This window comes from Enterobacter sp. AG326 (assembly GCF_004362415.1).
In the GTDB taxonomy this organism is placed as follows: Bacteria; Pseudomonadota; Gammaproteobacteria; order Enterobacterales; family Enterobacteriaceae; genus Enterobacter; species Enterobacter asburiae.
Genome location: NZ_SNXG01000001.1, coordinates 1,330,519 through 1,355,046, shown reverse-complemented (window position 1 = coordinate 1,355,046; position 24,528 = coordinate 1,330,519). Strand labels below are relative to the sequence as shown.

The window sequence follows — 24,528 nt, the reverse complement described above, 5'->3', positions numbered from 1 at the left end:
CATTAAAAACGGCAACCTGGGTTGCCGTTTTGCTGTTTATCAGGCGCTTGCTTTCAGCCAGTTCAACACCACGTCGTGGTGGTTGCTGGTTTTGAAGTCGTCAAACACATGTTCAACTTTACCGTCAGCGTCAATCAGGAAGCTGATGCGGTGAATACCGTCGTAGGTTTTACCCATAAACGTCTTCTCGCCCCAGACGCCGAACTGCTCGCATACCTGATGATCTTCATCAGAAAGCAGCGTGAAGTTCAGCAGCTCTTTTTCAGCAAATCGTGACAGCTTTTCTGGTTTATCCGTGCTGATACCCAGCACTTCCACGCCGACTTTTTTCAAGTCGTCCATGTTGTCGCGTAAGCCGCAGGCCTGTACGGTGCAGCCGGGGGTCATGGCTTTCGGGTAGAAATAGACCAGAACACGCTGTCCCTGGAAGTCGGTCAAATTTACTTGCTCGCCGTCTTGATCCGGTAAGCTAAATTTCGGTGCGATGTCACCGGCTTTCAGTGGGTTCATTACTCAACTCCATCCTGTTCGTGCTGCGAATAATTGACGACGCTTATACTGCCCTGCGCGTTTAATTCTGTACAGAGGGCTTTGAACGCTTGCTCGATATTTGACGCATCCTGTGAGGCAGGGCTGTGCGCGGTAATTTGAATAAACAGCACCGGAAGACCCTGGTCATCGCTTGTCTGCGTACGGGAAACCAGTTCGGCAATATTCATCTGGTGACTGTCAAAAAGCGCCGTGAAACGCTCAATCAGATGCGGAGAATCAGGCACTTCAACCTGTACCCAGACGGTAGAAGGCAGTGCCGGACGCGGACGCGCGGTGGTGCGCTTCATGACAATCAGCAAATCCAGTTCGGCCCCTTTCAGCGGCAGGGTCGATTCAATCAACGTAATGGCGTTCCATGTCCCGGAAAGCAACATAATAAATGTGAACTCTTCGCCAAGCATCGCCAGACGGCTGTCTTCGATATTACAGCCGCAGCTGCTTACGTGACGGGTGATGGTGTTCACGATACCCGGCCTGTCGGCACCCAGCGCAGTGATAACCAGGTAATGTTGTGATGAGGTTGTCAAACCTGTTCTTCCTTTGCATGGTTAAGTCTTCCTAAGGAAAGCATAAAAAAAACATGCATACAACCGCCTGAGAGCCTCAGGTCGCTTGCTTTTATTACAGTTCCAAACGTAACATTGAGGCTCTTGTTCGCACAGAGGATGGCTCATGTTCACGGGAAGTATTGTCGCGCTTGTTACACCGATGGATGAAAAAGGTAATGTCTGCCGGTCAAGCATGAAGAAGCTCATTGATTACCATGTCGCCAACGGAACCTCGGCGATCGTTTCGGTAGGGACTACCGGTGAATCCGCAACGCTGAGCCACGACGAGCACGGCGATGTGGTAATGCTGACCCTGGAACTGGCTGACGGACGTATTCCGGTCATCGCGGGGACAGGGGCTAATGCAACCGCAGAAGCTATCAGCCTGACCAAGCGTTTTAACGACAGCGGCATCGTTGGCTGTCTGACGGTGACCCCTTATTACAACCGTCCTACTCAGGAAGGTTTGTTCCAGCACTTCAAAGCCATCGCTGAACATACTGACTTGCCACAAATTCTGTATAATGTGCCGTCCCGTACCGGTTGCGATATGCTGCCGGAAACCGTTGGTCGTCTCTCGGAAGTAAAAAATATTATCGGTATTAAAGAGGCGACAGGGAACTTAAGCCGCGTTCATCAGATCAAAGAGCTGGTTTCAGACGACTTTATCCTGTTGAGTGGTGATGATGCGACCGCGCTGGACTTTATGCAGCTCGGTGGTCATGGCGTGATCTCCGTAACGGCAAACGTTGCGGCGCGCGATATGGCAGAAATGTGCAAACTGGCCGCAGCCGGTCACTTTGATGAAGCGCGTGTCATTAATCAGCGTCTGATGCCGCTGCACAATAAATTATTTGTCGAACCCAATCCGATCCCAGTGAAATGGGCATGTAAGGAGTTGGGACTTGTAGCATCCGACACGCTGCGTCTGCCAATGACACCGATTACCGACCACGGTCGTGACATCGTCAGGGCGGCGCTGAAGCATGCCGGTTTGCTGTAGAGTTTAGGGAGATTTGATGGCTTATTCAGTACAGAAGTCGCGCCTGGCGAAGGTTGCGAGTGTTTCGCTTGTTATGCTGCTCGCTGCCTGTAGTTCAGATTCGCGCTACAAGCGCCAGGTGAGCGGTGATGAATCCTATCTGGATGCGACCCCGCTTGCTGAACTTCACGCACCGGCTGGCATGATCCTGCCGATTCAGAACGGCGATTATAATATTCCCGTGACCAACGGCAGCGGCCTGGTCGGTAAAGCGCTTGATATTCGTCCGCCAGCACAGCCTCTGGCGCTGGTCAGCGGGGCGCGTACCCAGTTCACCGGTGATACGGCGTCTCTGATGGTTGAGAGCGCGCGCGGTAGCACGCTGTGGCCGCAGGTTGTCAGCGTCATTCAGTCGAAGAACTACACCATCGATAAACGCGATGACGCCAGCCAGACGTTAACCACCGACTGGGTCGAATGGAACCGTCTGGATGAAGACCAGCAGTACCGCGGTCGCTATCAAGTCTCCGTAAAACCACAGGGTTATCAGCAGGCGGTTAACGTTAAGCTGTTGAACCTGGAGCAGGCGGGTAAACCGGTTGCGGATGCCGCGTCCCTGCAGCGTTACAGCACCGAAATGCTGAACGTGATTGCCGCGGGTCTGGATAAGACCGCTACCGATGCTGCCAACGCCGCGCAGAGCCGCAACGGCGCGACTTTCGATGTACAAAGCGGTGCGGATGATACCGGCCTGCCAATGCTGGTGGTGCGTGCACCGTTTAACCAGACCTGGCTGCGTCTGCCAGCGGCGCTTGAAAAAGTGGGCATGAAAGTGACCGACAGCACGCGTTCAACCGGCAGCATGACGGCAACGTATAAGCCGCTCTCCGACAGCGCATGGCAGGAACTGGGCGCGAAAGATCCTCAGCTTGCCTCCGGTGACTACAAGATTCAGGTAGGCGACCTTGATAACCGCAGCAGTCTGCAGTTTATCGATCCTAAAGGTCACACGCTGACCCAGTCGCAGAACGATGCGCTGGTCGCTGTCTTCCAGGCAGCATTGAGCAAATAAATACGAGGGCTGGTGAATCCAGCCCTTTTTATTTTAGTGCTACGCAAACGTGTGCGTGGCATAATATCCCCAGTTTTGAACACAAATCATCACACCAGGAGTAATGAAGATGCAGAAGCAAGCTGAGTTGTATCGTGGCAAAGCGAAGACCGTATACAGCACGGAAAACCCGGATCTGTTGGTGCTCGAGTTCCGCAATGATACGTCAGCAGGGGATGGCGCACGCATTGAGCAGTTCGATCGTAAAGGCATGGTGAACAACAAGTTCAACCACTTCATTATGACCAAACTGGCCGAAGCGGGTATCCCGACCCAGATGGAAGCGTTGCTGTCCGATACGGAATGTCTGGTGAAAAAACTGGATATGGTTCCGGTTGAGTGCGTTATTCGTAACCGTGCGGCGGGCTCCCTGGTGAAGCGTCTCGGCATTGAAGAAGGTATCGAACTGAATCCACCGCTGTTCGACCTGTTCCTGAAAAACGATGCCATGCACGACCCGATGGTCAACGAATCCTACTGCGAAACCTTCGGCTGGGTGAGCAAAGAGAACCTGGCTCGTATGCAGGAGCTGACCTACAAAGCCAACGACGTGCTGAAAAAACTGTTTGATGACGCGGGCCTGATCCTCGTCGACTTCAAGCTGGAGTTTGGTCTGTTCAAAGGCGAAGTGGTGCTGGGCGATGAGTTCTCACCGGACGGTAGCCGCCTGTGGGATAAAGAAACCCTGGATAAAATGGACAAAGACCGTTTCCGTCAGAGCCTGGGTGGCCTGATTGAAGCGTACGAAGCGGTTGCTCACCGTTTAGGCGTTAAGCTCGACTAACTCCCTCACTTGCCAAAGGATGTTCCCATCCTTTGGCGTCTTACCCTTGTTTCCTATGGTAATCTTGCCGTTAACCGCCTACGATCATAGCTATTATAAATGGAATAGTTCGAGGTGGTTATGCGCTGGCAAGGGCGTCGTGAAAGTGACAATGTAGAAGACAGACGCAGTGATGGTGGCGGCGGTCCTTCAATGGGTGGGCCAGGCTTCCGGTTACCCAGCGGCAAGGGCGGTATCATCCTGCTGATTGTTGTTTTAGTCGCGGGTTACTACGGCGTTGACCTCACCGGGTTGATGACCGGTCAGCCGCTGCAGCAGCAGGAGCATTCTCAGCGCTCCATCAGCCCGAATGAAGATGAAGCGGCCAAATTTACCTCCGTTATTCTCGCTACAACAGAAGACACCTGGGGTCAGCTGTTCGAGAAGATGGGGCGTACCTACCAGCAGCCGAAGCTGGTTATGTACCGGGGGGCAACCCGCACCGGATGCGGCACCGGGCAATCTGTGATGGGGCCGTTCTACTGCCCGGCAGACGGCACCGTCTATATCGATCTCTCTTTTTACGATGACATGAAACGCAAGCTTGGCGCTGACGGTGATTTTGCCCAGGGCTATGTGATCGCGCATGAAGTCGGCCATCACGTGCAAAAGCTGCTGGGGATTGAGCCAAAAGTGCGCCAGCTCCAGCAAAATGCGTCTCAGGCGGAAGTGAACCGCCTTTCCGTTAAAATGGAGCTGCAGGCGGACTGCTTCGCGGGCGTCTGGGGCCACAGCATGCAGCAGCAGGGCGTCCTGGAATCCGGCGATCTTGAGGAGGCGTTAAATGCCGCTCAGGCTATCGGTGACGACCGTCTTCAGCAGCAGAGCCAGGGGCGCGTCGTGCCCGACAGCTTCACTCACGGTACCTCACAGCAGCGCTATAGCTGGTTTAAACGCGGCTTCGACAGCGGCGATCCGGCGCAGTGTAATACCTTCGGCAAAGCGATGTAATGCTGGAGTTTGAACAGCTGATAAGCGAGCTTGAGCGCACCGGCCATCGGCGGCTGGTGGTGCTCAGCGGCGAGGCGCAGTGGACGTTAACCCAAGCGCTTGCCCTGCGTGACGCCTTGCCCGGAGACTGGGTAAGGCTTGACGAACATCCTTCAAAAGCCATCAGCGGCCTGCTGGGACGCGAGTTCCGGCATGCCGTTTTTGACGCCAGCGCCGGGTTTGATGTCGCCGCGTTTGCCGCCCTGAGCGGAACGCTGAGCGCCGGAAGCCTTCTGGTGCTGCGGGTTCCGCCGCTCGACGCGTGGTCCGGGTTGCCAGACAGCGATTCACTGCGCTGGAGCGACGGCGCCGAAGCGATAGCCACGCCGCATTTTGTACACCATTTCTGCCGGACGATTGACGCCGATCCCGACGCGATTGTCTGGCATCAGGGCCGCGCGTTATCCCTTCCGCCTTTACCCGACGCGCCTGACTGGCAGCCTGCCAGCGGCGCACCGCAGCGCGAGCAGGCTGAGATCCTGGATGTGCTGCAGGGGATGGCGGAGGGCATCGCGGCCGTCACCGCCGCGCGCGGGCGCGGAAAATCAGCCCTGGCGGGCATGCTGCTGAACCGCATTGCGGGCAGCGCCGTGGTTACCGCGCCGTCGAAGGGGGCGACGGATATCATCGCCCGCTTCGCCGGAGAGCGTTTTCATTTTATGGCCCCGGACGCGCTGCTTGCGTCTTCACACCGGGCTGACTGGCTGATTGTCGATGAAGCCGCTGCGATCCCTGGTCCGCTGCTGGAAAAGCTAGTTGCCCGTTTCCCTCGCGTGCTGTTGACCACCACTGTGCAGGGATATGAAGGAACGGGCCGGGGATTCTTGCTTAAATTCTGCGGTCGGTTTGCCGGGCTGCAGCGCTACAGCCTATCTACACCGGTGCGCTGGGCGGCGGGCTGCCCGCTTGAGCGGGTTGTTGCCAGCGCGCTGCTGTTTGACGATACGCTGATTGACCGCCGCCCGGAGGGAGAGGTGCGTTTAACCTCCCTGACCCCGGAGGCCTGGGAACGCAGTCCGGCGCTTGCAGCGAGCGTATACGAGCTCCTCTGCGCGGCGCACTATCGTACCTCGCCGCTCGATTTACGCCGCATGATGGACGCGCCCGGGCAGCAGTTTGCCGTTGCCGAAACGGACCCGGATATCGCCGGGGCGCTCTGGCTGGTGGAGGAAGGCGGGCTCTCCCCTGAGCTTAGCCGCGCCGTATGGGCAGGGTACCGGCGTCCGCGCGGTAACCTGGTGGCGCAGTCTCTGGCGGCGCACGGCGGCTCTCCGCTGGCGGCGACGCTCAGAGGACGACGGGTGACCCGCATTGCCGTACATCCTCACCGTCAGCGGGAAGGGATTGGCCAGGCGCTTGTTCGCAGCGCCAGCGGCGAAGATTATCTGTCGGTGAGCTTTGGCTATACCGATGAGCTTTGGCGTTTCTGGCAGCAGTGTGGGTTTGTGCTGGTGCGGATGGGCAGCCATCGTGAAGCCAGCAGCGGCTGCTACACCGCGATGGCCTTGCTGCCGCAGAGTCAGGCAGGGCGTCAGCTGTGCGAGCAGGCGCAGCGGCGTCTGAAGCGCGATGCGCGGGTGTTATCAGCCTGGAACGGTGAAAAGATCCCCGTGGAAGACGGCTGGGAAGCTACCCTTAATCATGACGACTGGCTGGAGCTGGCGGGCTTTGCTTTTGCGCATCGGGCGTTTTCAACCTCGGTTGCCGCACTGACGCGGCTGTTGTTAACCGTGGACATGTCGCTTCCGGCCCTGCGTGGGAAAATGGAAGGGAAAGTGGAAGACGTCGGGCGAAAAGCGTTGCTGGCAACGTTGCGGAGTGAGACCGCGCAAGCGATTGAAAGTCTTGACTATCCGCGCTGCCAGCAGCTGAAAGAAGATATTTTGCAATGGCAATTTTTTCAATGACTTCTTCAGTAAAGTGGCATGGTCATTCACGTCCGGAGGCGTAGAATCCAGGTCATCTATTAAGGAGAACACCATGAAACACGACCATTTTGTTGTTCAAAGTCCTGACAAACCGGCTAAGCAGTTACTGCTTCTGTTTCATGGCGTAGGCGATAATGCCGTCAATATGGGTCAGATTGGCAGCTGGTTTGCGCCCGTTTTTCCGGAAGCATTGATTGTCAGCATCGGTGGCGTAGAGCCATGTGGTCCGAACGGACGCCAGTGGTTCTCTGTTCAGGGCGTGACGGAAGAGAATCGTCAGGCTCGCATCGACGCCATCATGCCCACCTTTATCGATATCGTCCGCTACTGGCAGCAGCAGAGCGGCGTGGGTGCAGACGCGACCGCGCTGATTGGTTTCTCGCAGGGGTCAATCATGTCTCTGGAAAGCGTTAAAGCGCAGCCGGCTCTGGTTTCACGCGTCATCGCGTTTAACGGCCGCTTTGCGACGTTACCGACCAGTGCGACCACGCAGACCACGATCCACCTGATCCACGGTGGTGAAGACCGCGTGATTGAGCTCTCGCATGCGGTTGCCGCCCAGGAAGCGCTGATTCGCGAAGGTGGGGATGTGACGCTGGATATCGTTGACGATCTGGGCCATGCGATTGACGACCGTAGCATGCAGTTCGCGCTCGATCGTTTGCGCTATACCGTACCGAAGCACTACTTTGATGAAGCGCTCAGCGGCGGTAAGCCGGATGATGATGATATTGTTGAGTTTATGTGAGGTTTCCCCCTCTCCCAGGGAGAGGGGAAACTTAACGATTACTTCTTCTGGTCCTTGTTCGGCCAGTCGTCGTCATCGTCCCACTTGTCGTTAAAATCACGGTGCGGGGGAAGATCCGGTTTGTTGGCGAGAAATTTTTTATGGTCAACGCGCTTAAGATCTTTAATCACGTTAAGCAATACGCCAACCAGAAAAACTAATACCAGAATCCACCAGTACTTTGAAAGCCAATCCATTCGCTATTCCTCTCAGAGCGTTCGTCAGGCGACGAGTTGCTCCATAATACGTTGATACATACGGGCCAGCAGTTGCAAATCTGCCGCATTGACACACTCATTGATTTTATGAATGGTTGCGTTCACTGGACCCAGTTCGACAACCTGGGCGCCCATACGGGCGATAAAGCGTCCGTCTGAGGTGCCACCCGTTGTCAGCAGCTGTGGCTTAATTTCATTATAGTGCTCGATGGCGTTCACTACCGCATCCACCAGCTTACCGCGCTGCGTCAGGAACGGCTGGCCGGAAAGCCACCACTCCACGGTGTAGCGCAGCTGATATTTTTCCAGCAGGGCGACGACGCGCGCCTTGATCATCTCGTCGGTCAGTTCGGTGCTGAAGCGGAAGTTAAACTGCACGAAGTAATCGCCCGGGATCACGTTGTTGCTGCCGGTCCCGGCCTTGACGTTCGCGATCTGCATGCTGGTCGGCGGGAAGAATTCGTTGCCTTTATCCCACTCGATGCCCACCAGCTCGCTCAGCATTGGCGCAGCGCGATGGACCGGATTATCGGCCAGATGCGGGTATGCAACGTGCCCCTGAACGCCGTGAATGGTCAGGTTACAGGTCAGCGAGCCACGGCGCCCGTTTTTGACCACATCACCCACCACTTCAGTACTGGACGGCTCACCGACCAGACAGTAGTCGAGACGCTCGTTACGCGCCATCAGCGCTTCAACGACCTTCACGGTGCCGTTATGGGCGCTGGCTTCTTCGTCGGAGGTGATTAAAAACGCCAGACGGTTTTTGTGGTTCGGATGCTGAGCCACAAAGCGCTCTGCCGCCACGACCATCGCCGCCAGAGAGCCTTTCATGTCTGCCGCGCCGCGACCAAACAGCATGCCGTCGCGGATGGTCGGTTCAAACGGCGGGTTAATCCAGCGATCCGCGTCACCGGCGGGAACGACGTCAGTATGCCCGGCAAAGGCCAGCGTTTCACCCTGGCCACGCCACGCCCAGAAGTTCTGGGTATCGCCAAAATCCATGCGTTCAACGGTGAAACCGATGGCACGCAGGCGCTCAATCATAAGTGCCTGACAACCTGCGTCGTCCGGGCTAAGGGAAGGACGGCGAATAAGCTGCTGAGTCAGCTCAATGACCGGGCATGACATAAACTACACCTCAACGAAAAAAGTCGGAATAAAGGGTTTCACTGAAACCCAGCAGCATAGGCTGCCCTGGCGCGCAGAGCAATGGGCGTTTGATAATTGCCGGCATCTCGAGCATCAGTTTTGCTGCGCTGTCGGCGTCGTTGATGCTGGCACGCAGAGATTCGTCCAGCTTACGCCAGGTGGTGCCGCGGGTGTTCAGCAGGGCTTCCCACCCCAGTTCGCCGATCGCGCTATGCAGAAATTCTGCATCAAGCCCGTCGGCACGGTAATCGTGGAAGCGGTACTCCACGCCGTTTGCTTCCAGCCAGCGGCGGGCTTTTTTGATGGTGTCGCAATTTTTAATGCCGTACATCACAACCATGGTGAATCCTTTTGACCTAATGATGATTAAATGTTCAGTAAATTCGAAGATATATCCTTAAGTGGAATATAACACATTCAGGAATCGTCTGGATTTACACTTCTTCTTAATTCAACTCACATCTGTACGCTGAATATTCTTTCACCCTTTAAGCATAGATGTCCATAAAGTTTAAATTTCGAATAAACTCAGCGGGTAAAATAAAATTCACCCGTTCGGAGGGTTATTTCAAAATATTGCTAGCCGTCACAAAAAATTGAGGCCTCTCCGTTCATATTTATCATAAATCCCCGCAGGACGTGGGGTACAATCACAGCAATTGGTTAAATAGTCTTCACAATGATGGTCCGTTTTTGTAGAATGCGCATAATAATAAGAGAGGTTGTTATGATTGAACGTGAACTGGGGAACTGGAAAGATTTTATCGAAGGCATGCTTCGTAAATGACATTCAGTAAGAATTGCAAGAGCACTAAAATAAGTAAAATAACCATAGTGTGAATTAATCACACAATAAAAAGGCGGCCGATAAAGCCGCCTTTTTTTATTTCAATCACTTACTCAGCGCGTTCCTTTAACGGGAAGCGGCGACGCACCAGCACAAAGAACAACGGCACGAAGTAAATGGCCAGTACGGTGGCCGAAATCATGCCGCCCATCACCCCCGTCCCGACGGCATGCTGGCTGCTGGAGCCTGCGCCCGTACTGGTTGCCATCGGCAGTACGCCAAAGACAAACGCCAGCGACGTCATCAGTATGGGACGTAAGCGCTGACGGCAGGCGTGCAGCGTGGCGGCCATCAGCTCGTGGCCTTTGGCATTCATCTCGTTGGCAAATTCAACGATCAGAATGGCGTTTTTCGCCGATAGGCCAATCACGGTGAGCAGACCCACCTGGAAGTAAACATCGTTCTCGAGGCCGCGCATCCAGGTCGCCAGCAGCGCACCGATAACCCCAAGCGGCACGACCAGCATGACGGAGAACGGGACTGACCAGCTTTCATACAGTGCGGCAAGGCAGAGGAAGACCACCAGCAGAGAGAGCGCGTAAAGTGCGGGAGCCTGTGCCCCGGAGAGACGCTCCTGGTAGGACATGGCCGTCCACTCCAGACCAAAACCGGCGGGCAGCTGCTGCACCAGTTTTTCCATGGTATCCATGGCGGTACCGGTACTGACGCCCGGCGCGGCTTCCCCGACGATTTCAACCGCAGAGTAGCCGTTATAGCGCTCCAGACGCGGCGAGCCGCTCTCCCAGTGCGAGGTGGCAAACGCGGAGAACGGCACCATGCCGCCAGCGTTATTCCTGACAAACCAGCGGTTAATATCATCCGGCAGCATGCGGAACGGCGCGGCGGACTGGACATACACTTTTTTCACGCGGCCGCGATCCATAAAGTCATTCACATAGCTCGAGCCCCACGCCGTTTGCAGGGTGTCGTTGATATCATTAATCGAGACGCCCAGCGCCTGCGCCTTACGCTGATCGATATCCACCTGCAGCTGCGGGCTGTCGTCAAGACCGTTATGGCGAACGCGGGTCAGGCCTGGATCGTTGCCCGCCAGCGCTAGCAGCTTATCGCGTGCCGCCATCAGCGCCGTGTGGCCCGCCCCGGCGTGATCCTGCAGCTCCATGTCAAACCCGGCGGAACTGCCCAGGCCGCTTATCGCCGGCGGGCTGCTGGCGAAGACGCGCGCCTCTTTAATATGCGCAAAGGCTTTGGTCGCGCGTTCAATGATGGCGAATGACGTTCCGGTTTTGGTATCGCGCTCGTCCCAGTCCTTCAGGCGGACGAACATGCGGGCGACGTTCTGCCCGTTTCCGCCCGGGCCAGAGCCCACGGTGGAGAAGACCGACACAACGTTATCTTTCTCTTTGGTGAAGAAGTACTGCTCCACTTTCTGGACCACTTTCAGCGTCTGCTGCTGCGTTGCGCCGCTCGGGAGCTGCACCGAGGTGGTGAACATTCCCCGGTCTTCCATAGGCAGGAACGAGGTGGGGAGATGCATAAACAGCCAGACCATGCCGCCCAGCAGCACAACGTAAATCATCATCCAGCGCAGGCTGCGATGGAGCACGCCACCAACGGCAGATTCATATCGCGCGGCATTGCGGTTGAACATCCGGTTAAACCAGCCGAAGAACCCTTTTTGCCCGTGCTGCTCCCCTTTGTGCAGCGGTTTCAGAATGGTGGCGCACAGCGCAGGGGTGAGGATCAGCGCCACCAGCACGGAGAGCACCATCGCCGAGACGATGGTTATTGAGAACTGACGGTAAATCGCGCCGGTGGTGCCGCCAAAGAAGGCCATCGGGATAAAGACGGCCGACAGCACCATCGCAATACCGACTAACGCCCCCTGAATTTGCCCCATGGATTTGCGCGTCGCCTGGCGCGGGGAGAGTCCTTCTTCGCTCATGATGCGCTCGACGTTTTCGACCACCACGATGGCATCATCCACCAGAAGGCCAATCGCCAGCACCATCGCAAACATCGTCAGGGTGTTAATGCTGTACCCGAACGCGTAAAGCACCGCAAAGGTCCCCAGCAGCACCACCGGCACGGCAATGGTTGGGATCAGCGTCGCGCGGAAGTTTTGCAGGAACAGGTACATCACCAGGAACACCAGCGCGATGGCTTCCAGCAGGGTTTTCACCACGTCCTCGATCGACGCTTTAACGAAGGAGGTCGTTTCATAGGCGACTTTGTACTCCAGCCCGTGCGGGAAATACTGGGAAAGCTCGTCCAGGCGGTCCAGCACCAGTTTCGCCGTGGCCATTTCGTTTGCGCCGGAGGCAAGCTTTATCCCCAGACCGGAGGCCTGATTGCCGTTAAAGCGGCTCAGGTAGTCGTATTTTTCCGCCCCCATTTCCACCGTGGCGACATCGCCCAGACGCACTTCCGACCCATCCTGATTCACGCGCAGGGTGATGTTGCGGAACTGGTCCGGCGTCTGCAGCAGGGATTGTGAATTGATGGTGGCGTTCAGGGCCTGCTTATCGACGGACGGCGTTCCCCCCAGCTGTCCCACCGCAATCTGGGCGTTCTGGGCCTTGATGGCATTCGTCACGTCGGTTGCCGTCATCTGGACGCTGTTCAGCTTGTTAGGATCGAGCCAGATGCGCATTGAGTATTGTGAGCCGTAGGCGTCGATATCGCCGACGCCGTTAATACGGCTGATGGGATCCTGAATATTACTGGCGACGTAGTCGGCAATGTCCTGCTTATCCATCGAGCCATCTGTCGAGACAAACGCGATGGTCAAAATGTTGGTATCACCGGTTTTACGCACGGTCACGCCCTGATTCTGCACCGCCTGGGGCAGCTTGCGCATGGCCGACTGCAGCTGGTTTTGCACCTGCTGCACCGCTTCGTCCGGGTCGGTGCCCGCCTTAAAGCTCAGGGTAACCGTCGCCTGACCCGTGGCGCTACTTTGCGAGGACATGTACATCAGGTTATCCAGACCCGTCATGTTCTGCTCGATAACCTGCGTCACGGTGTTTTCCAGCGTTTGTGCGGAAGCGCCGGGGTAGTTTGCTGTTACGCGCACGTTAGGCGGTGCCAGATCGGGGTATTGCTCAACAGGAAGTGAAGTAATCGCCAGGACACCTGTCAGACACAACAGGATGGCAAGCACCCAGGCAAAAATGGGGCGATCGATGAAAAAATTCGCCATGAAAGAGTGACCTCGTTTTGCTGCACGTCATTATTGTTTATTGCCCGCATAACTTTAGCGGTAAGGCCCAGGTCAAACGTGGAGAAATAAAGGAGATAATGTAAATTATCATGCGCTTTTTCCTGCGCGTCCTCCTTTACCGTTATTTACCCGTTAACGGCGCGGGCACCGGGAACGTCACGCTGACCAGCGTGCCGCCGTTTTGCGGCTGCGAGAAGTGCAGCATCCCGCCGAGCCGTTGCGCGCGTTCGCGCATAATGTTCAGGCCGTAATGTCCCGGCGGCTCGCTGGCTTCGCCAATCCCGATGCCGTTGTCACGAATGCTGACGCTGTGCGTACCGTCCGGTGCGGTCACGCAGCTTACGGTGATCTCGCTGGCCTGCGCATGCTTAATGGCGTTCAGCACGGCCTCACGCACGATCTGCAGCAAATGCACCTGCTTTTGCGCGTCCAGCGCCAGCGAGGAAAGACGGCAGTCGAGATGCAGCTTCGCCTGCGTCTGGCTCTGCAGGACGTCGAGGGACTCCTGCAGCGCTGCGGGTAAGTTCGCGTGGTTCAGCGTCAGGCGGAAGGTGGTGAGCAGCTCGCGAAGCTGCTGCCAGGCATTGTTCAGCTCGCGGGAGAAGTCGGTGATGATGGTCTGCGCCGGGATATTTTCCTCGGGCACGGCGCGTTTAAGCAGCGCAAGCTGAATGCGCAGATACGACAGCACCTGCGCCAGCGAATCGTGCAGCTCGCGGGCAATGGTGGCGCGCTCTTCCATCAGCAGCAGCTGCTGGTAATGTTTTTGCGCCTGGTTAAAGTACAGCCCGCGCCCGAGCATGGTTGCCACGCTTCTCATCAGCGGAAGGGGAACGCTGTCCGTCTCGCTTTGCCAGCGCAGCTCGCCATAAAGGGTGTCCTGCATCAGTACCGGCAGGTGCTGCAGAGGAATGCCATGTGACTCCGTCCCTTCAGACAGCCGCCAGTCGTCGCTGGTGCGCAGTTCGAGATAATTCATCTGCGTATAGTCATGGACAATCTGCAGGATATGCCGAAAGCAGTGGCTGTCTATCTGGCCGGTATTCAGAGCCTGAGAGCATTTGAACAGCATGTCGAGCTGCTGGTGGGCTTCATGCAAATGCCGCGTCTTTTCCGCGACCGAGGCTTCGAGCGAACGGTAGAGCGTAGCCAGCTCGGCGGACATGTGGTTGAAGGCGCGGGAGAGTTGGCCTAGCTCGTTCGGCAGGGCGGTATCCGGCGCCGGGGTTGTAAATTCGCCACGCTCAACCCGTTCGCTGGCCGCCACCAGATTGTTAAGTGGCAATACCACCTGGCGACGGATGCGTCGCAGGGTAAACAGCGTCAGCAGCAGGATCCCGAGAGCACCCGCCAGCGAGAGCAGGGTCACCGTCTGAATTTTATGTTCGGTGTAGTGCTGAAGGGCGAGCACAAAGGCATCAATGCGGCCGACAAAATCCTCAATGTGGGTTTGATACCACGCGCTGTCGCCACGGGCGATGTGCGCATCCATTTCCAGCCAGGCCACGTGGAGCTGCTGGTAGCGCGCTTTTACATCGTCCGGGACGTACCAGCGGTTTAGCTTCTGCAGGGCAGGCGCGTTCAGCGTCTGTTGCCAGCTGTCGCGATGCGCGGCAAGGGAAGGGCTGTTGCGCTGCATCTCGTAGCCCAGACGATAGCTCTGCATGCGCAGCGAACCCGCGATATTAATAGCTTCGGCGTCACGCTGGCTGCTGGCAAGCGTCAGCAGCGCGACGGTGCTGGTCAGCACCGATAAGGCAATTATCGAAAAGAAAGCCCAGGCAAGGCTTCCGGAAACGGGTCGTTTGACGGTCACAGAACGGCTCTCTGAATAAAATTGATCTGCTACAGGTTCACTGTAAATAATTCGGCATTCCGGGCATTTGAACATTGCCCGATCGCGCCGTGATGCGTAAATACCATATTCATACAAAGAATAAGGTTATTGAACCAAAAACAGGTGTGGTTATGAATCGTTTTATTATGGCTAACAGCCAGCAGTGCATCGGGTGTCGCGCCTGCGAAGTGGCCTGCGTGATGGCGCACAACGATGAGCAGCACGTCCTGAGCGAGCGCCATTTTCATCCCCGTATTACGGTCCTGCGAGCCGGCGAGAAGAGTAGCCCCGTCACCTGCCATCACTGTGAAAACGCGCCCTGCGCGCAAAGCTGCCCGAATGGCGCCATCAGCAAATGCGATGACAGCGTACAGGTGAATCAACAAAAATGCATCGGCTGTAAGGCCTGCGTGGTGGCCTGCCCGTTTGGCACGATGGAGATTATCGTCACCCCGCTCGACAGCGGCGGCGTGAAGGCCTCGGCGAATAAATGCGATCTCTGTCTGACGCGACCACACGGCCCGGCCTGTATCGAGAATTGCCCGGCAGGTGTTCTGTCACTGGCGACGCCTGCTGTCCTTGATACTCTGGCGAAATCGCGCCGACAGCGCACGGCCTGCCTGGAGGCGCAGCCCTGGCACGCGGAAGCCGTCAGAGAAGACGCTTCGCGCACCAAACTGCAGCAGATGCAAACAACCCCGCCGCGCGGCGAGCCCGATAAACTCGCTGCCGCAGAGCGCGTGAGCCATTTTAATGAAATTTACCTGCCGTTCCGGGACGGGCAGGCCGCCCGCGAGGCGTCGCGCTGCCTGAAATGCGGCGAGCACAGCATTTGCGAATGGACCTGCCCGCTGCATAACCACATCCCGCAGTGGATCGAGCGCCTCAACGCGGGGGACATCGTCGGCGCGGTCGAGCTTTCTCATCAGACCAACTGTTTACCTGAAATTACCGGCCGCGTCTGTCCGCAGGACCGATTATGCGAGGGAGCCTGCACAATACGTGAAGAGGCGGGATCCGTGACCATCGGTAACATCGAGCGCTATATCTCCGATCGGGCGCTGGCGATGGGCTGGCGGCCGGATATGTCCGCCGTCACGCCGACAGGTAAGCGTGTTGCGATCGTCGGCGCGGGGCCCGCCGGGCTGGCGTGCGCCGACGTGCTGGCGCGCAGCGGCGCGAGTGTGACGGTCTATGACCGGCATCCGGAAATTGGCGGATTGCTGACCTTTGGCATCCCGGCATTCAAGCTGGACAAATCGCTGCTCGCGCGGCGCAGAGAGATATTTACCGCGATGGGGATCCGCTTCGAGCTGAACTGCGAGGTGGGCCAGGACGTGTCGATGTCGCAGTTAAAGCACGATTACGACGCCCTGTTTATTGGCGTGGGAACCTACCGCTCGATGAAGGCAGGCATACCGCATGAAGACGCGCCGGGGGTCTATGACGCGCTGCCTTTCCTGGTGGGCAACACGCGGCACGTAATGGGGCTGGAGGCGACGGCCAGCGAGCCGTTCATCGACACCCAGGGTTTAAACGTGGTGGTGCTTGGCGGGGGGGATACCGCGATGGACTGCGTCCGCACCGCGTTACGCCACGGCGCGGCGAAGGTGACCTGCGCCTATCGTCGGGATGAGGCCAATATGCCGGGCTCGAAGAAAGAGGTGAAGAACGCCCGAGAAGAGGGCGCGGCGTTTGAATTTAACGTACAGCCGGTTGAGTTGACGCTGGATCCTGACGGAAAGGTCAACGGTATCCGGATGCTGCGTACCGAGCTCGGTGAACCGGACGCGCAGGGACGGCGTCGGCCCGTTCCGGTAGCGGGCAGCGAGTTCGTGATGGCGGCAGATGCGGTCATCATGGCGTTTGGTTTTAACCCGCACGCGATGCCGTGGCTGCAGGCGCAGGGTGTCGAAACGGATGACCGGGGGCGGATCGTTGCTTCGGTCGAGAGCCGCTACCGTTATCAGACGACTAACCCACAGATCTTCGCCGGGGGCGATGCGGTACGCGGTGCGGATCTGGTGGCGACCGCCATGGCGGAAGGGCGTCATGCGGCGCAGGGGATACTCGACTGGCTTGGGGTTAACGCGCCAAATCATCATTAAACCGGCGGGCGACAAAGCGGGATTCACGGCGTAGTATAGGACGACTCATTGTGTTGTGGAGCCCGTATGACCCTGAAAATTGACGTTATCAAAGACAAAATTCTCTCTGAAAACTACTTTGTCCTGCGTAACATCACCTATGACCTTACGCGTAACAACGGTGAGGTTATCCGCCACAAACGCGAGGTCTACGACCGCGGCAACGGGGCAACCATTCTGCTCTATAACCGTGAAAAGCAGAGCGTGGTGCTGATCCGTCAGTTCAGGGTGGCGACATGGGTTAATGGCAACCCTGACGGACGTTTGATTGAAACCTGCGCGGGCCTGCTCGATGATGATGAGCCGGAAGTTTGTATCCGCAAAGAGGCCGTGGAAGAAACCGGCTTCGAAGTGGGCGAGGTCAAAAAGGTCTTCGAGCTGTTTATGTCGCCGGGCGGCGTAACGGAAATTGTGCATTTCTTCATCGCGGAATACAGCGACGCGCAGCGCACTCACCGCGGCGGTGGCGTGGAGGATGAAGATATCGAAGTGCTGGAGCTTCCTTTTGCCCGGGCGCTGGAGATGATGCGTTCAGGCGAAATCAGGGATGGTAAAGCGGTGATATTACTGCAGTATTTACAGACAACCGGGCTGATGAACGCTGATTTCGAACGGAAGTAGCGTGTTTTTCGGGTATATCTGATAAATCCGATTGAGCAACCCCGGCGGGAACACGAAGATACTGCCCAGTTAAGCGTTTTCGTTCCGGGATTGTGTCATTCATGCGCTACAGCGTCTTTTTGTTTTACCTGTTTTGTGTGCTCCTCGCGCCGCAGGTGCGGGCAGCACCTGCCCAGCAAGCCTTCTCCGACTGGCAGGTAACCTGCAATAACCAGAATTTTTGCCTCGCACGCAATACCGGTGAACACCGTGGTCTGGTCATGACGCTCACCCGTAGTGCCGGGGCGAAAACGGACGCCACGCTGCGTATCGATCTCGGCGGTCTTGATGCGCCTTCGGTCAAAGAGCCAGAGATTGTCCCCCGGCTGCTGCTGGATAACGTTCCCCTGAAGCTGGACAAACAGCGCTGGCAGCTCACGTCCTGGCATCTTAAAACGGACGATGCGGCCACCATCACCGCCTTTCTGAAAAACATCCAGGAAGGGAAGGCCCTGACCCTGCGCGACGGTAAGCAGGTTATTTCACTGAGCGGTCTGAAAGCCGCGCTGCTGTTCATTGATGCGCAGCAAAAGCGCGTCGGCAGCGAAACCGCATGGATCAAGAAAGGTGACGATCCGCCGTTAAGCGTTCCGCCTGCTCCTGCCCTTAAAAAGGTGGCGGTCGTCAACCCGACCCCGACGCCGCTCTCTCACGCCGAACTGAACGACCTGCTGGACTATGGTACCGGGCGGATGAACGCAAGCCAGTGCTCGCTGGATCCTAACCGCCGGGAAGTGCGCGTCACCGCGTTAACCGATGACAAAGCGCTGCTGATCGTCAGCTGCGAGGCGGGGGCCTATAACACGGTCGATCTGGCGTGGCTGGTATCGCGTAAAAAACCGTTCACCGCACGCAGCGTCAGGCTGCGTCTGCCGTTTACGCCGTCAGGCGACGGGAGCGAAATGGAGTTGATGAACGCCAGCTTCGATGAAAAGACGCGCGAGCTGACAACGCTCGCGCTGGGGCGCGGTTTGGGTGATTGCGGGATCCAGACGCGCTGGCGTTTTGACGGCCAGCGTTTCCGCCTGGTGCGCTACGCTGAGGAGCCCAGCTGCGACAACTGGAACGGGCCAGATGCCTGGCCCACGCTGTGGATCACGCGGTAGTTTTAAGCCGGGTGGCGCTGTTGCTTACCCGGGCTACGGTTTGGCGGTTTTGTAGGCCGGGTAAGGCGTAGCCGCCACCCGGCAACGCAGACCGCACTAGATCACGCTCAGCGCCTTCTCCACCACGTTCTCAACGGTAAAGCCGAAGTACGGGAACAGCTTATCGGCAGGGGCGGATTCACCGTAGCCCCTCATGCCGACAATCGCCCCTTTGAGCCCGACATATTTGTACCAGTAGTCGGCAATACCGGCCTCCACCGCCACGCGAGCCGCGACGCTGGACGGCAGGACCGATTCCCGGTACGCCTCGTCCTGGGCGTCGAAAATGTCCGTTGAGGGCAGGGACACCACGCGCACCGCGTGGCCTTCGGCGGTCAGTTTCTCCGCCGCTTTCACCGTGATTTCCACCTCGGAACCGGTCGCAATCAGGATCACGTCCGGCTTGCCGCCGCTGTCCTTCAGGATGTAGCCGCCGCGGGCGATGTTTTTCACCTGCTCCGGGGTTCGCTCAATCTGCGCCAGGTTCTGGCGTGACAGAATCAGTGCCGTTGGTCCGTTGTGGCGTTCCACCGCCAGCTTCCAGCCCACCGCCGCTTCGACCTGATCGCACGGACGCCAGGTGCTGAAGTTGGGCGTCAGACGCAGGCTCGCCAGCTGTTCAACCGCCTGGTGCGTAGGCCCGTCTTCCCCGAGTCCGATGGAGTCATGGGTATAGACCATAATCTGCCGCGCCTTCATCAGCGCCGCCATGCGCGCCGCGTTGCGGGCGTATTCGACGAACATCAGGAAGGTAGCGGTGTACGGCACAAACCCGCCGTGATGGGCGATGCCGTTGGCAATGGCGGTCATACCAAACTCGCGCACGCCGTAGTGGATGTAGTTCCCGGCAATGTCCTCTTTCAGCGATTTTGAGCCCGACCAGATGGTCAGGTTGCTGGGCGCCAGATCCGCCGAGCCGCCGAGCAGTTCGGGCAGGAGAGGGCCGATTGCGTTCAGGGTATTTTGCGACGCCTTGCGGGTGGCGATCTTCGCCGGGTTGGACTGCAGGTTTTCAATCAGCGCCTGGGTTTTATCGTCCCAGTCCTCCGGCAGGCCGCCGCTCATGCGGCGGGAAAACTCGGCGGCGAGATCCGGGTGCGCTTTTTTGTAGGCGGCAAACTTCTCGTTCCAGGACTGCTGGGCCTTTTCACCCGCCTCACGGGCATCCCAGGCTCTGTAGATCTCTTTCGGGATCTCAAACGGTGGATGTTTCCACCCCAGCTTTTGCCGGGTCAGCGCGACTTCCTCCTCGCCCAGCGCCGCGCCGTGCGCCTCCTCTTTGCCCGCCTTGTTCGGCGAGCCGAAGCCGATGACCGTGCGGCAGATAATCAGGGACGGTTTATCCTTCACGCTCTGCGCTTCCTGAATCGCTTTTTTCACCGCTTCAGGGTCGTGGCCGTCGATCTCGTGCACCACGTGCCAGTGATAGGCTTCAAAGCGTTTTGCCGTGTCGTCGGTAAACCAGCCCTCGGTCTCCCCGTCGATGGAGATGCCGTTGTGATCGTAGAAGCCAATCAGCTTGCCGAGCCCCAGCGTGCCCGCCAGGGAGCAGACCTCATGGGAAATCCCCTCCATCAGGCAGCCGTCACCCATAAACACGTAGGTATAGTGGTCGACAATCTCGTGGTCCGGCTGGTTAAACTGCGCCGCCAGCGTGCGTTCGGCAATTGCCAGCCCAACCGCATTGGCCAGCCCCTGACCGAGTGGCCCGGTCGTCGTTTCCACGCCCGGCGTATAGCCAATCTCAGGGTGCCCCGGCGTTTTGGAGTGCAGCTGGCGGAAGTTTTTCAGCTCCTCAAGCGGCAGATCGTAGCCGGAAAGGTGCAGCAGGCTGTAGAGCAGCATTGAGGCGTGACCGTTGGAGAGAATAAAGCGGTCGCGATCGTACCAGGTGGGGTCATTGGGGTTGTGCTTCAGAAAGTCGTTCCACAGCACTTCGGCAATATCAGCCATGCCCATCGGCGCGCCGGGGTGGCCGGAATTGGCTTTTTGCACGGCATCCATGCTGAGGGCGCGAATGGCATTGGCTAGCTCTTTACGGGACATAGTTCACTCCGTGGCAAGGTTAAAGTTTGGCGGCGAGAAGATCTTCAAGTTTGCGCTGGTCGACGGCGAACTGGCGGATGCCGTCCGCCAGTTTTTCCACGGCCATGGCGTCCTGATTGTGCTCCCAGCGGAACTCCGCTTCGGTCATGGCTTTCGGTTTTGGCAGAACGGTGGAGGTCGGCACCAGCTTGCGGATCACCGTTTCTTCTTTGTCCTGTAGCTCCTGGAGCAGGTTAGGGGAGATGGTCAGACGGTCGCAGCCTGCCAGGGCGAGGATCTGCTGGGTACGGCGGAAGCTGGCCCCCATCACGATGGTTTCGTAGCGGTGCTGTTTGTAGTAGTCGTAGATATTACGGACCGATTTCACGCCCGGATCCTCATCCACTACGTACGGATCCATTGGCTGTTTCGCCTGATACCAATCGTAGATGCGCCCGACAAACGGCGAGACGAGGAACACGCCCGCTTCAGCGCAGGCGCGCGCCTGGGCAAACGAGAACAGTAGGGTCAGGTTGCAGTGGATGCCCTCTTTCTCCAGCACCTCTGCCGCGCGGATGCCTTCCCAGGTGGACGCCAGCTTGATCAGAATGCGTGATTTATCGATCCCCTGCTCCTCGTACAGTTCCACCAGGCGACGCGCCTTATTAATGCTCTTTTCTTTATCGAACGAGAGGCGGGCGTCGACTTCGGTCGAGACGCGGCCCGGGATGCTTTTAAGAATTTCCGCACCAAAATTAACCGCCAGCTTGTCGCTGGCTTCGGCGACCTGCTGCTCCTGCGTTTTTCCGCGCTGTTTACCGTAGGCAATGGCGTCATCAATCAGATGGCTAAAATGGGCAAGCCCTGCAGCTTTGAGCAGTAGCGAAGGGTTAGTGGTCGCGTCCTCCGGCTGATAGTGGCGAATCGACTCGATATCGCCGCTGTCTGCAACCACGGTGGTGAATTTTTTGATGCCGTCTAGCTGGTTCATAAATGATTACTCCTTGGAAATAAAAGAGTTAGATGAGTGCGTTAGTTCACACTTCTGGAAAAATCATGATGGACTTAACAAAAAAGCATAGCAGACGGGGGAGGCATTGCTTTTGAGACGGGTAACATGGCTGTTATAAATTGATAACAATTTTTAATGTGTGATGGTGAGAGTTTGGCTGCCTTCAAAGTTTAGGAGGCGGCCTGAGGCGATACTAGGCGGCACACCAGGGTGTGCATCAGGATCGCTTACGTCACCCTTTTGACTGATACGTGAAAGGAAAAATAAGATGGATGAGCAGTTGAAACAGAGTGCCCTCGATTTTCACGAGTTTCCTGTCCCGGGGAAAATCCAGGTCTCCCCAACCAAGCCGCTGGCAACCCAGCGCGATCTGGCGCTGGCCTATTCGCCGGGGGTGGCTGCACCGTGTCTGGAAATCGAAAAAGACCCGCTGGCGGCCTACAAATACACCGCGCGCGGCAACCTTGTCGCCGTGATCTCTAACGGCACGGCGGTGCTGGGGCTGGGCAACATCGGCGCGCTGGCCGGTAAGCCGGTGATGGAAGGGAAGGGGGTACTGTTCAAGAAATTCGCCGGTATCGACGTGTTCGACATCGAGGTGGATGAACTCGATCCAGACAAATTCATCAACGTGGTGGCCGCGCTGGAGCCGACCTTCGGCGGGATCAACCTGGAAGACATCAAAGCGCCGGAATGTTTCTATATCGAGCAGAAGCTGCGCGAGCGTATGAACATTCCCGTGTTCCACGATGACCAGCACGGCACCGCGATTATCAGCACCGCCGCGATTCTCAACGGCCTGCGCGTGGTAGAGAAAAATCTCTCCGACGTGCGCATGGTGGTCTCTGGCGCAGGCGCCGCGGCCATCGCCTGTATGAACCTGCTGGTGGCGCTGGGTATGCAGAAACACAACATTGTGGTCTGCGACTCCAAAGGCGTTATCTATAAAGACCGCGAGCCGAACATGGCGGAAACCAAAGCGGCGTACGCGGTCGACGACGACGGTAAACGCACCCTGGACGACGTGATTGACGGCGCGGATATCTTCCTCGGCTGCTCGGGTCCGAAAGTGCTGACCCAGGAGATGGTGAAGAAGATGGCGCGTGCGCCAATGATCCTGGCCCTGGCGAACCCTGAGCCCGAAATCCTGCCGCCGCTGGCGAAAGCGGTGCGTGAAGACGCCATCATCTGTACCGGCCGTTCGGACTACCCGAACCAGGTCAACAACGTGCTCTGCTTCCCGTTCATCTTCCGCGGCGCGCTGGACGTCGGCGCAACGGCGATCAACGAAGAGATGAAGCTTGCCGCCGTTCACGCCATCGCGGAGCTGGCGCACGCCGAGCAGAGCGAAGTGGTCGCGTCTGCGTACGGCGATCAGGATCTGAGCTTCGGACCGGACTACATCATTCCAAAACCGTTCGACCCGCGTCTGATTGTCAAAATTGCCCCAGCGGTGGCCAAAGCGGCGATGGACTCCGGCGTGGCGACGCGTCCGATCCAGGATTTCGACGCGTACGTCGATAAGCTCACCGAGTTTGTCTATAAAACGAACCTGTTCATGAAGCCGATCTTCTCCCAGGCGCGCGCCGACGCGAAGCGCGTGGTGCTGGCGGAAGGGGAAGAAGCGCGCGTGCTGCACGCTACCCAGGAGCTGATCACCTTAGGCCTGGCGAAACCGATCCTGATTGGTCGTCCGAGCGTGATTGAAATGCGTATCCAGAAGCTGGGCCTGCAGATTAAGCCGGGCGTCGACTTCGAGATCGTTAACAACGAATCCGATCCGCGCTTCAAAGAGTACTGGAGCGAATACTACGCGATCATGAAGCGCCGGGGGATCACCCAGGAGCAGGCGCAGAAAGCCGTCATCAGCAACACGACGGTGATCGGCGCGATCATGGTGCATCGCGGCGAGGCGGATGCGCTGATCTGCGGCACCATCGGCGATTACCACGAGCACTTTAGCGTGGTGCAGGAGATCTTCGGCTATCGCGACGGCGTCCATACCGCCGGGGCGATGAACGCGCTGCTGCTGCCAAGCGGCAACACCTTTATTGCGGATACCTACGTTAACGACGATCCGACCCCGGACGAGCTGGCGGAAATCACCGTGATGGCCGCCGAGACCGTGCGTCGCTTTGGCATCGAGCCGAAGGTGGCGCTGCTGTCGCACTCTAACTTTGGTTCGTCTAAATCCGCGGCGGCCTGCAAAATGCGTCAGACGCTGGAGCTGGTGCGCGAGCGTGCGCCGGAGCTGATGATTGACGGGGAAATGCACGGCGATGCCGCGCTGGTAGAGAGCATCCGTAACGAACGTATGCCGGACAGCCCGCTGAAGGGATCGGCGAATATACTGATTATGCCGAACGTGGAAGCGGCGCGTATCAGCTATAACCTGCTGCGCGTCTCCAGCTCTGAAGGGGTGACCGTAGGACCGGTACTGATGGGCGTGGCGAAACCGGTGCATGTGTTAACGCCGATTGCCTCCGTGCGTCGTATCGTGAACATGGTGGCGCTGGCGGTGGTTGAGGCGCAGACGCAGCCGCTGTAATTTTTACCCTCACCCTAACCCTCTCCCAAAGG

Annotated in this window: 20 protein-coding genes; 11 read left to right on the top strand and 9 right to left on the bottom strand. The window is 57.6% G+C overall.

Annotation, left to right across the window (positions count from 1 at the left end):
• Positions 1-39: 39 nt before the first annotated feature.
• Both bcp and DFO52_RS06385 read right to left on the bottom strand, forming a co-directional pair.
• Positions 40-510, bottom strand: coding sequence for a thioredoxin-dependent thiol peroxidase (gene bcp, locus DFO52_RS06390; protein ID WP_029739968.1), 471 nt, complete (start codon positions 508-510; stop codon positions 40-42).
• A complete protein-coding gene (locus DFO52_RS06385) occupies positions 510-1,079 on the bottom strand; it encodes a glycine cleavage system transcriptional repressor (RefSeq protein ID WP_029739969.1) in 570 nt (189 codons plus the stop codon). The genes bcp and DFO52_RS06385 overlap by 1 nt, the downstream gene beginning before the upstream one ends.
• Before the next feature lie 145 nt (positions 1,080-1,224).
• Here DFO52_RS06385 and dapA point away from each other — a divergent pair, with 145 nt between their 5' ends.
• The 6 genes from dapA to ypfH all read left to right on the top strand — a co-directional run bounded on the left by dapA (position 1,225) and on the right by ypfH (position 7,682).
• Positions 1,225-2,103, top strand: a complete 879-nt coding sequence (gene dapA, locus DFO52_RS06380; protein WP_023308757.1) for a 4-hydroxy-tetrahydrodipicolinate synthase — start codon at positions 1,225-1,227, stop codon at positions 2,101-2,103.
• Positions 2,104-2,119: 16 nt separating this feature from the next.
• Positions 2,120-3,154 carry an outer membrane protein assembly factor BamC gene (bamC, locus tag DFO52_RS06375; protein WP_029739970.1) on the top strand — a complete coding sequence of 345 codons (1,035 nt, stop codon included), beginning with the start codon at positions 2,120-2,122 and terminating at the stop codon, positions 3,152-3,154.
• Positions 3,155-3,263: 109 nt separating this feature from the next.
• A complete protein-coding gene (gene purC, locus DFO52_RS06370; RefSeq protein WP_023332985.1) occupies positions 3,264-3,977 on the top strand; it encodes a phosphoribosylaminoimidazolesuccinocarboxamide synthase in 714 nt (237 codons plus the stop codon).
• 120 nt (positions 3,978-4,097) lie between these two features.
• Positions 4,098-4,967: a neutral zinc metallopeptidase gene (locus DFO52_RS06365; RefSeq protein WP_032659348.1), complete on the top strand. Its 870-nt coding sequence runs from the start codon at positions 4,098-4,100 to the stop codon at positions 4,965-4,967.
• Positions 4,967-6,913 (top strand): GNAT family N-acetyltransferase, encoded by a 1,947-nt coding sequence (locus DFO52_RS06360; protein ID WP_133549746.1) that lies wholly within the window; start codon positions 4,967-4,969, stop codon positions 6,911-6,913. Before DFO52_RS06365 ends, DFO52_RS06360 begins: the two co-directional genes overlap by 1 nt.
• A 73-nt stretch (positions 6,914-6,986) precedes the next feature.
• Positions 6,987-7,682: an esterase gene (gene ypfH / locus DFO52_RS06355; protein ID WP_047647114.1), complete on the top strand. Its 696-nt coding sequence runs from the start codon at positions 6,987-6,989 to the stop codon at positions 7,680-7,682.
• 38 nt (positions 7,683-7,720) lie between these two features.
• On the opposite strand, the gene DFO52_RS06350 is transcribed toward ypfH, so the two are convergent.
• The 3 genes from DFO52_RS06350 to DFO52_RS06340 are packed head-to-tail and all read right to left on the bottom strand — an operon-like array spanning position 7,721 to position 9,431.
• Positions 7,721-7,918 carry a hypothetical protein gene (locus DFO52_RS06350; protein WP_023308751.1) on the bottom strand — a complete coding sequence of 66 codons (198 nt, stop codon included), beginning with the start codon at positions 7,916-7,918 and terminating at the stop codon, positions 7,721-7,723.
• A 24-nt stretch (positions 7,919-7,942) separates the two neighbouring features.
• Positions 7,943-9,070, bottom strand: a complete 1,128-nt coding sequence (gene dapE / locus DFO52_RS06345) for a succinyl-diaminopimelate desuccinylase (RefSeq protein WP_029739974.1) — start codon at positions 9,068-9,070, stop codon at positions 7,943-7,945.
• Positions 9,071-9,080: 10 nt separating this feature from the next.
• Positions 9,081-9,431 (bottom strand): ArsC family reductase, encoded by a 351-nt coding sequence (locus tag DFO52_RS06340; protein ID WP_029739975.1) that lies wholly within the window; start codon positions 9,429-9,431, stop codon positions 9,081-9,083.
• 387 nt (positions 9,432-9,818) lie between these two features.
• On the opposite strand from DFO52_RS06340, the gene ypfM reads away from it, so the two are divergent.
• Positions 9,819-9,878: a protein YpfM gene (ypfM, locus tag DFO52_RS06335; protein WP_015572204.1), complete on the top strand. Its 60-nt coding sequence runs from the start codon at positions 9,819-9,821 to the stop codon at positions 9,876-9,878.
• Positions 9,879-9,987: 109 nt separating this feature from the next.
• On the opposite strand, the gene acrD is transcribed toward ypfM, so the two are convergent.
• Together acrD and narQ are read right to left on the bottom strand one after the other, a co-directional pair.
• A complete protein-coding gene (acrD, locus tag DFO52_RS06330) occupies positions 9,988-13,101 on the bottom strand; it encodes a multidrug efflux RND transporter permease AcrD (RefSeq protein ID WP_047647115.1) in 3,114 nt (1,037 codons plus the stop codon).
• Between the two features lie 142 nt (positions 13,102-13,243).
• Entirely contained in the window at positions 13,244-14,938 is a 1,695-nt protein-coding gene (gene narQ, locus DFO52_RS06325; RefSeq protein WP_133549861.1) for a nitrate/nitrite two-component system sensor histidine kinase NarQ, read from the bottom strand.
• Between the two features lie 152 nt (positions 14,939-15,090).
• Here narQ and aegA point away from each other — a divergent pair, with 152 nt between their 5' ends.
• The 3 genes from aegA (at position 15,091) to DFO52_RS06310 (ending at position 18,872) form a co-directional block, all read left to right on the top strand.
• Positions 15,091-17,067 carry a formate-dependent uric acid utilization protein AegA gene (gene aegA / locus DFO52_RS06320; protein WP_133549744.1) on the top strand — a complete coding sequence of 659 codons (1,977 nt, stop codon included), beginning with the start codon at positions 15,091-15,093 and terminating at the stop codon, positions 17,065-17,067.
• A 66-nt stretch (positions 17,068-17,133) separates the two neighbouring features.
• Positions 17,134-17,727, top strand: coding sequence for a GDP-mannose pyrophosphatase NudK (gene nudK / locus DFO52_RS06315; protein ID WP_029739979.1), 594 nt, complete (start codon positions 17,134-17,136; stop codon positions 17,725-17,727).
• 101 nt (positions 17,728-17,828) lie between these two features.
• Positions 17,829-18,872 (top strand): DUF1176 domain-containing protein, encoded by a 1,044-nt coding sequence (locus DFO52_RS06310; protein ID WP_133549742.1) that lies wholly within the window; start codon positions 17,829-17,831, stop codon positions 18,870-18,872.
• 96 nt (positions 18,873-18,968) lie between these two features.
• Here the strand turns inward: DFO52_RS06310 and tkt are convergent, their stop codons facing one another.
• Together tkt and tal are read right to left on the bottom strand one after the other, a co-directional pair.
• Positions 18,969-20,957, bottom strand: a complete 1,989-nt coding sequence (gene tkt, locus DFO52_RS06305) for a transketolase (protein ID WP_032659325.1) — start codon at positions 20,955-20,957, stop codon at positions 18,969-18,971.
• Between the two features lie 19 nt (positions 20,958-20,976).
• Complete coding sequence (tal, locus tag DFO52_RS06300; RefSeq protein ID WP_133549740.1) at positions 20,977-21,927, bottom strand: transaldolase; 951 nt, start codon at positions 21,925-21,927, stop codon at positions 20,977-20,979.
• A 289-nt stretch (positions 21,928-22,216) separates the two neighbouring features.
• On the opposite strand from tal, the gene maeB reads away from it, so the two are divergent.
• On the top strand, positions 22,217-24,496 hold the full coding sequence (gene maeB, locus DFO52_RS06295; RefSeq protein WP_029739983.1) for an NADP-dependent oxaloacetate-decarboxylating malate dehydrogenase: 2,280 nt from the start codon (positions 22,217-22,219) through the stop codon (positions 24,494-24,496).
• The last annotated feature ends 32 nt before the right edge of the window (positions 24,497-24,528 follow it).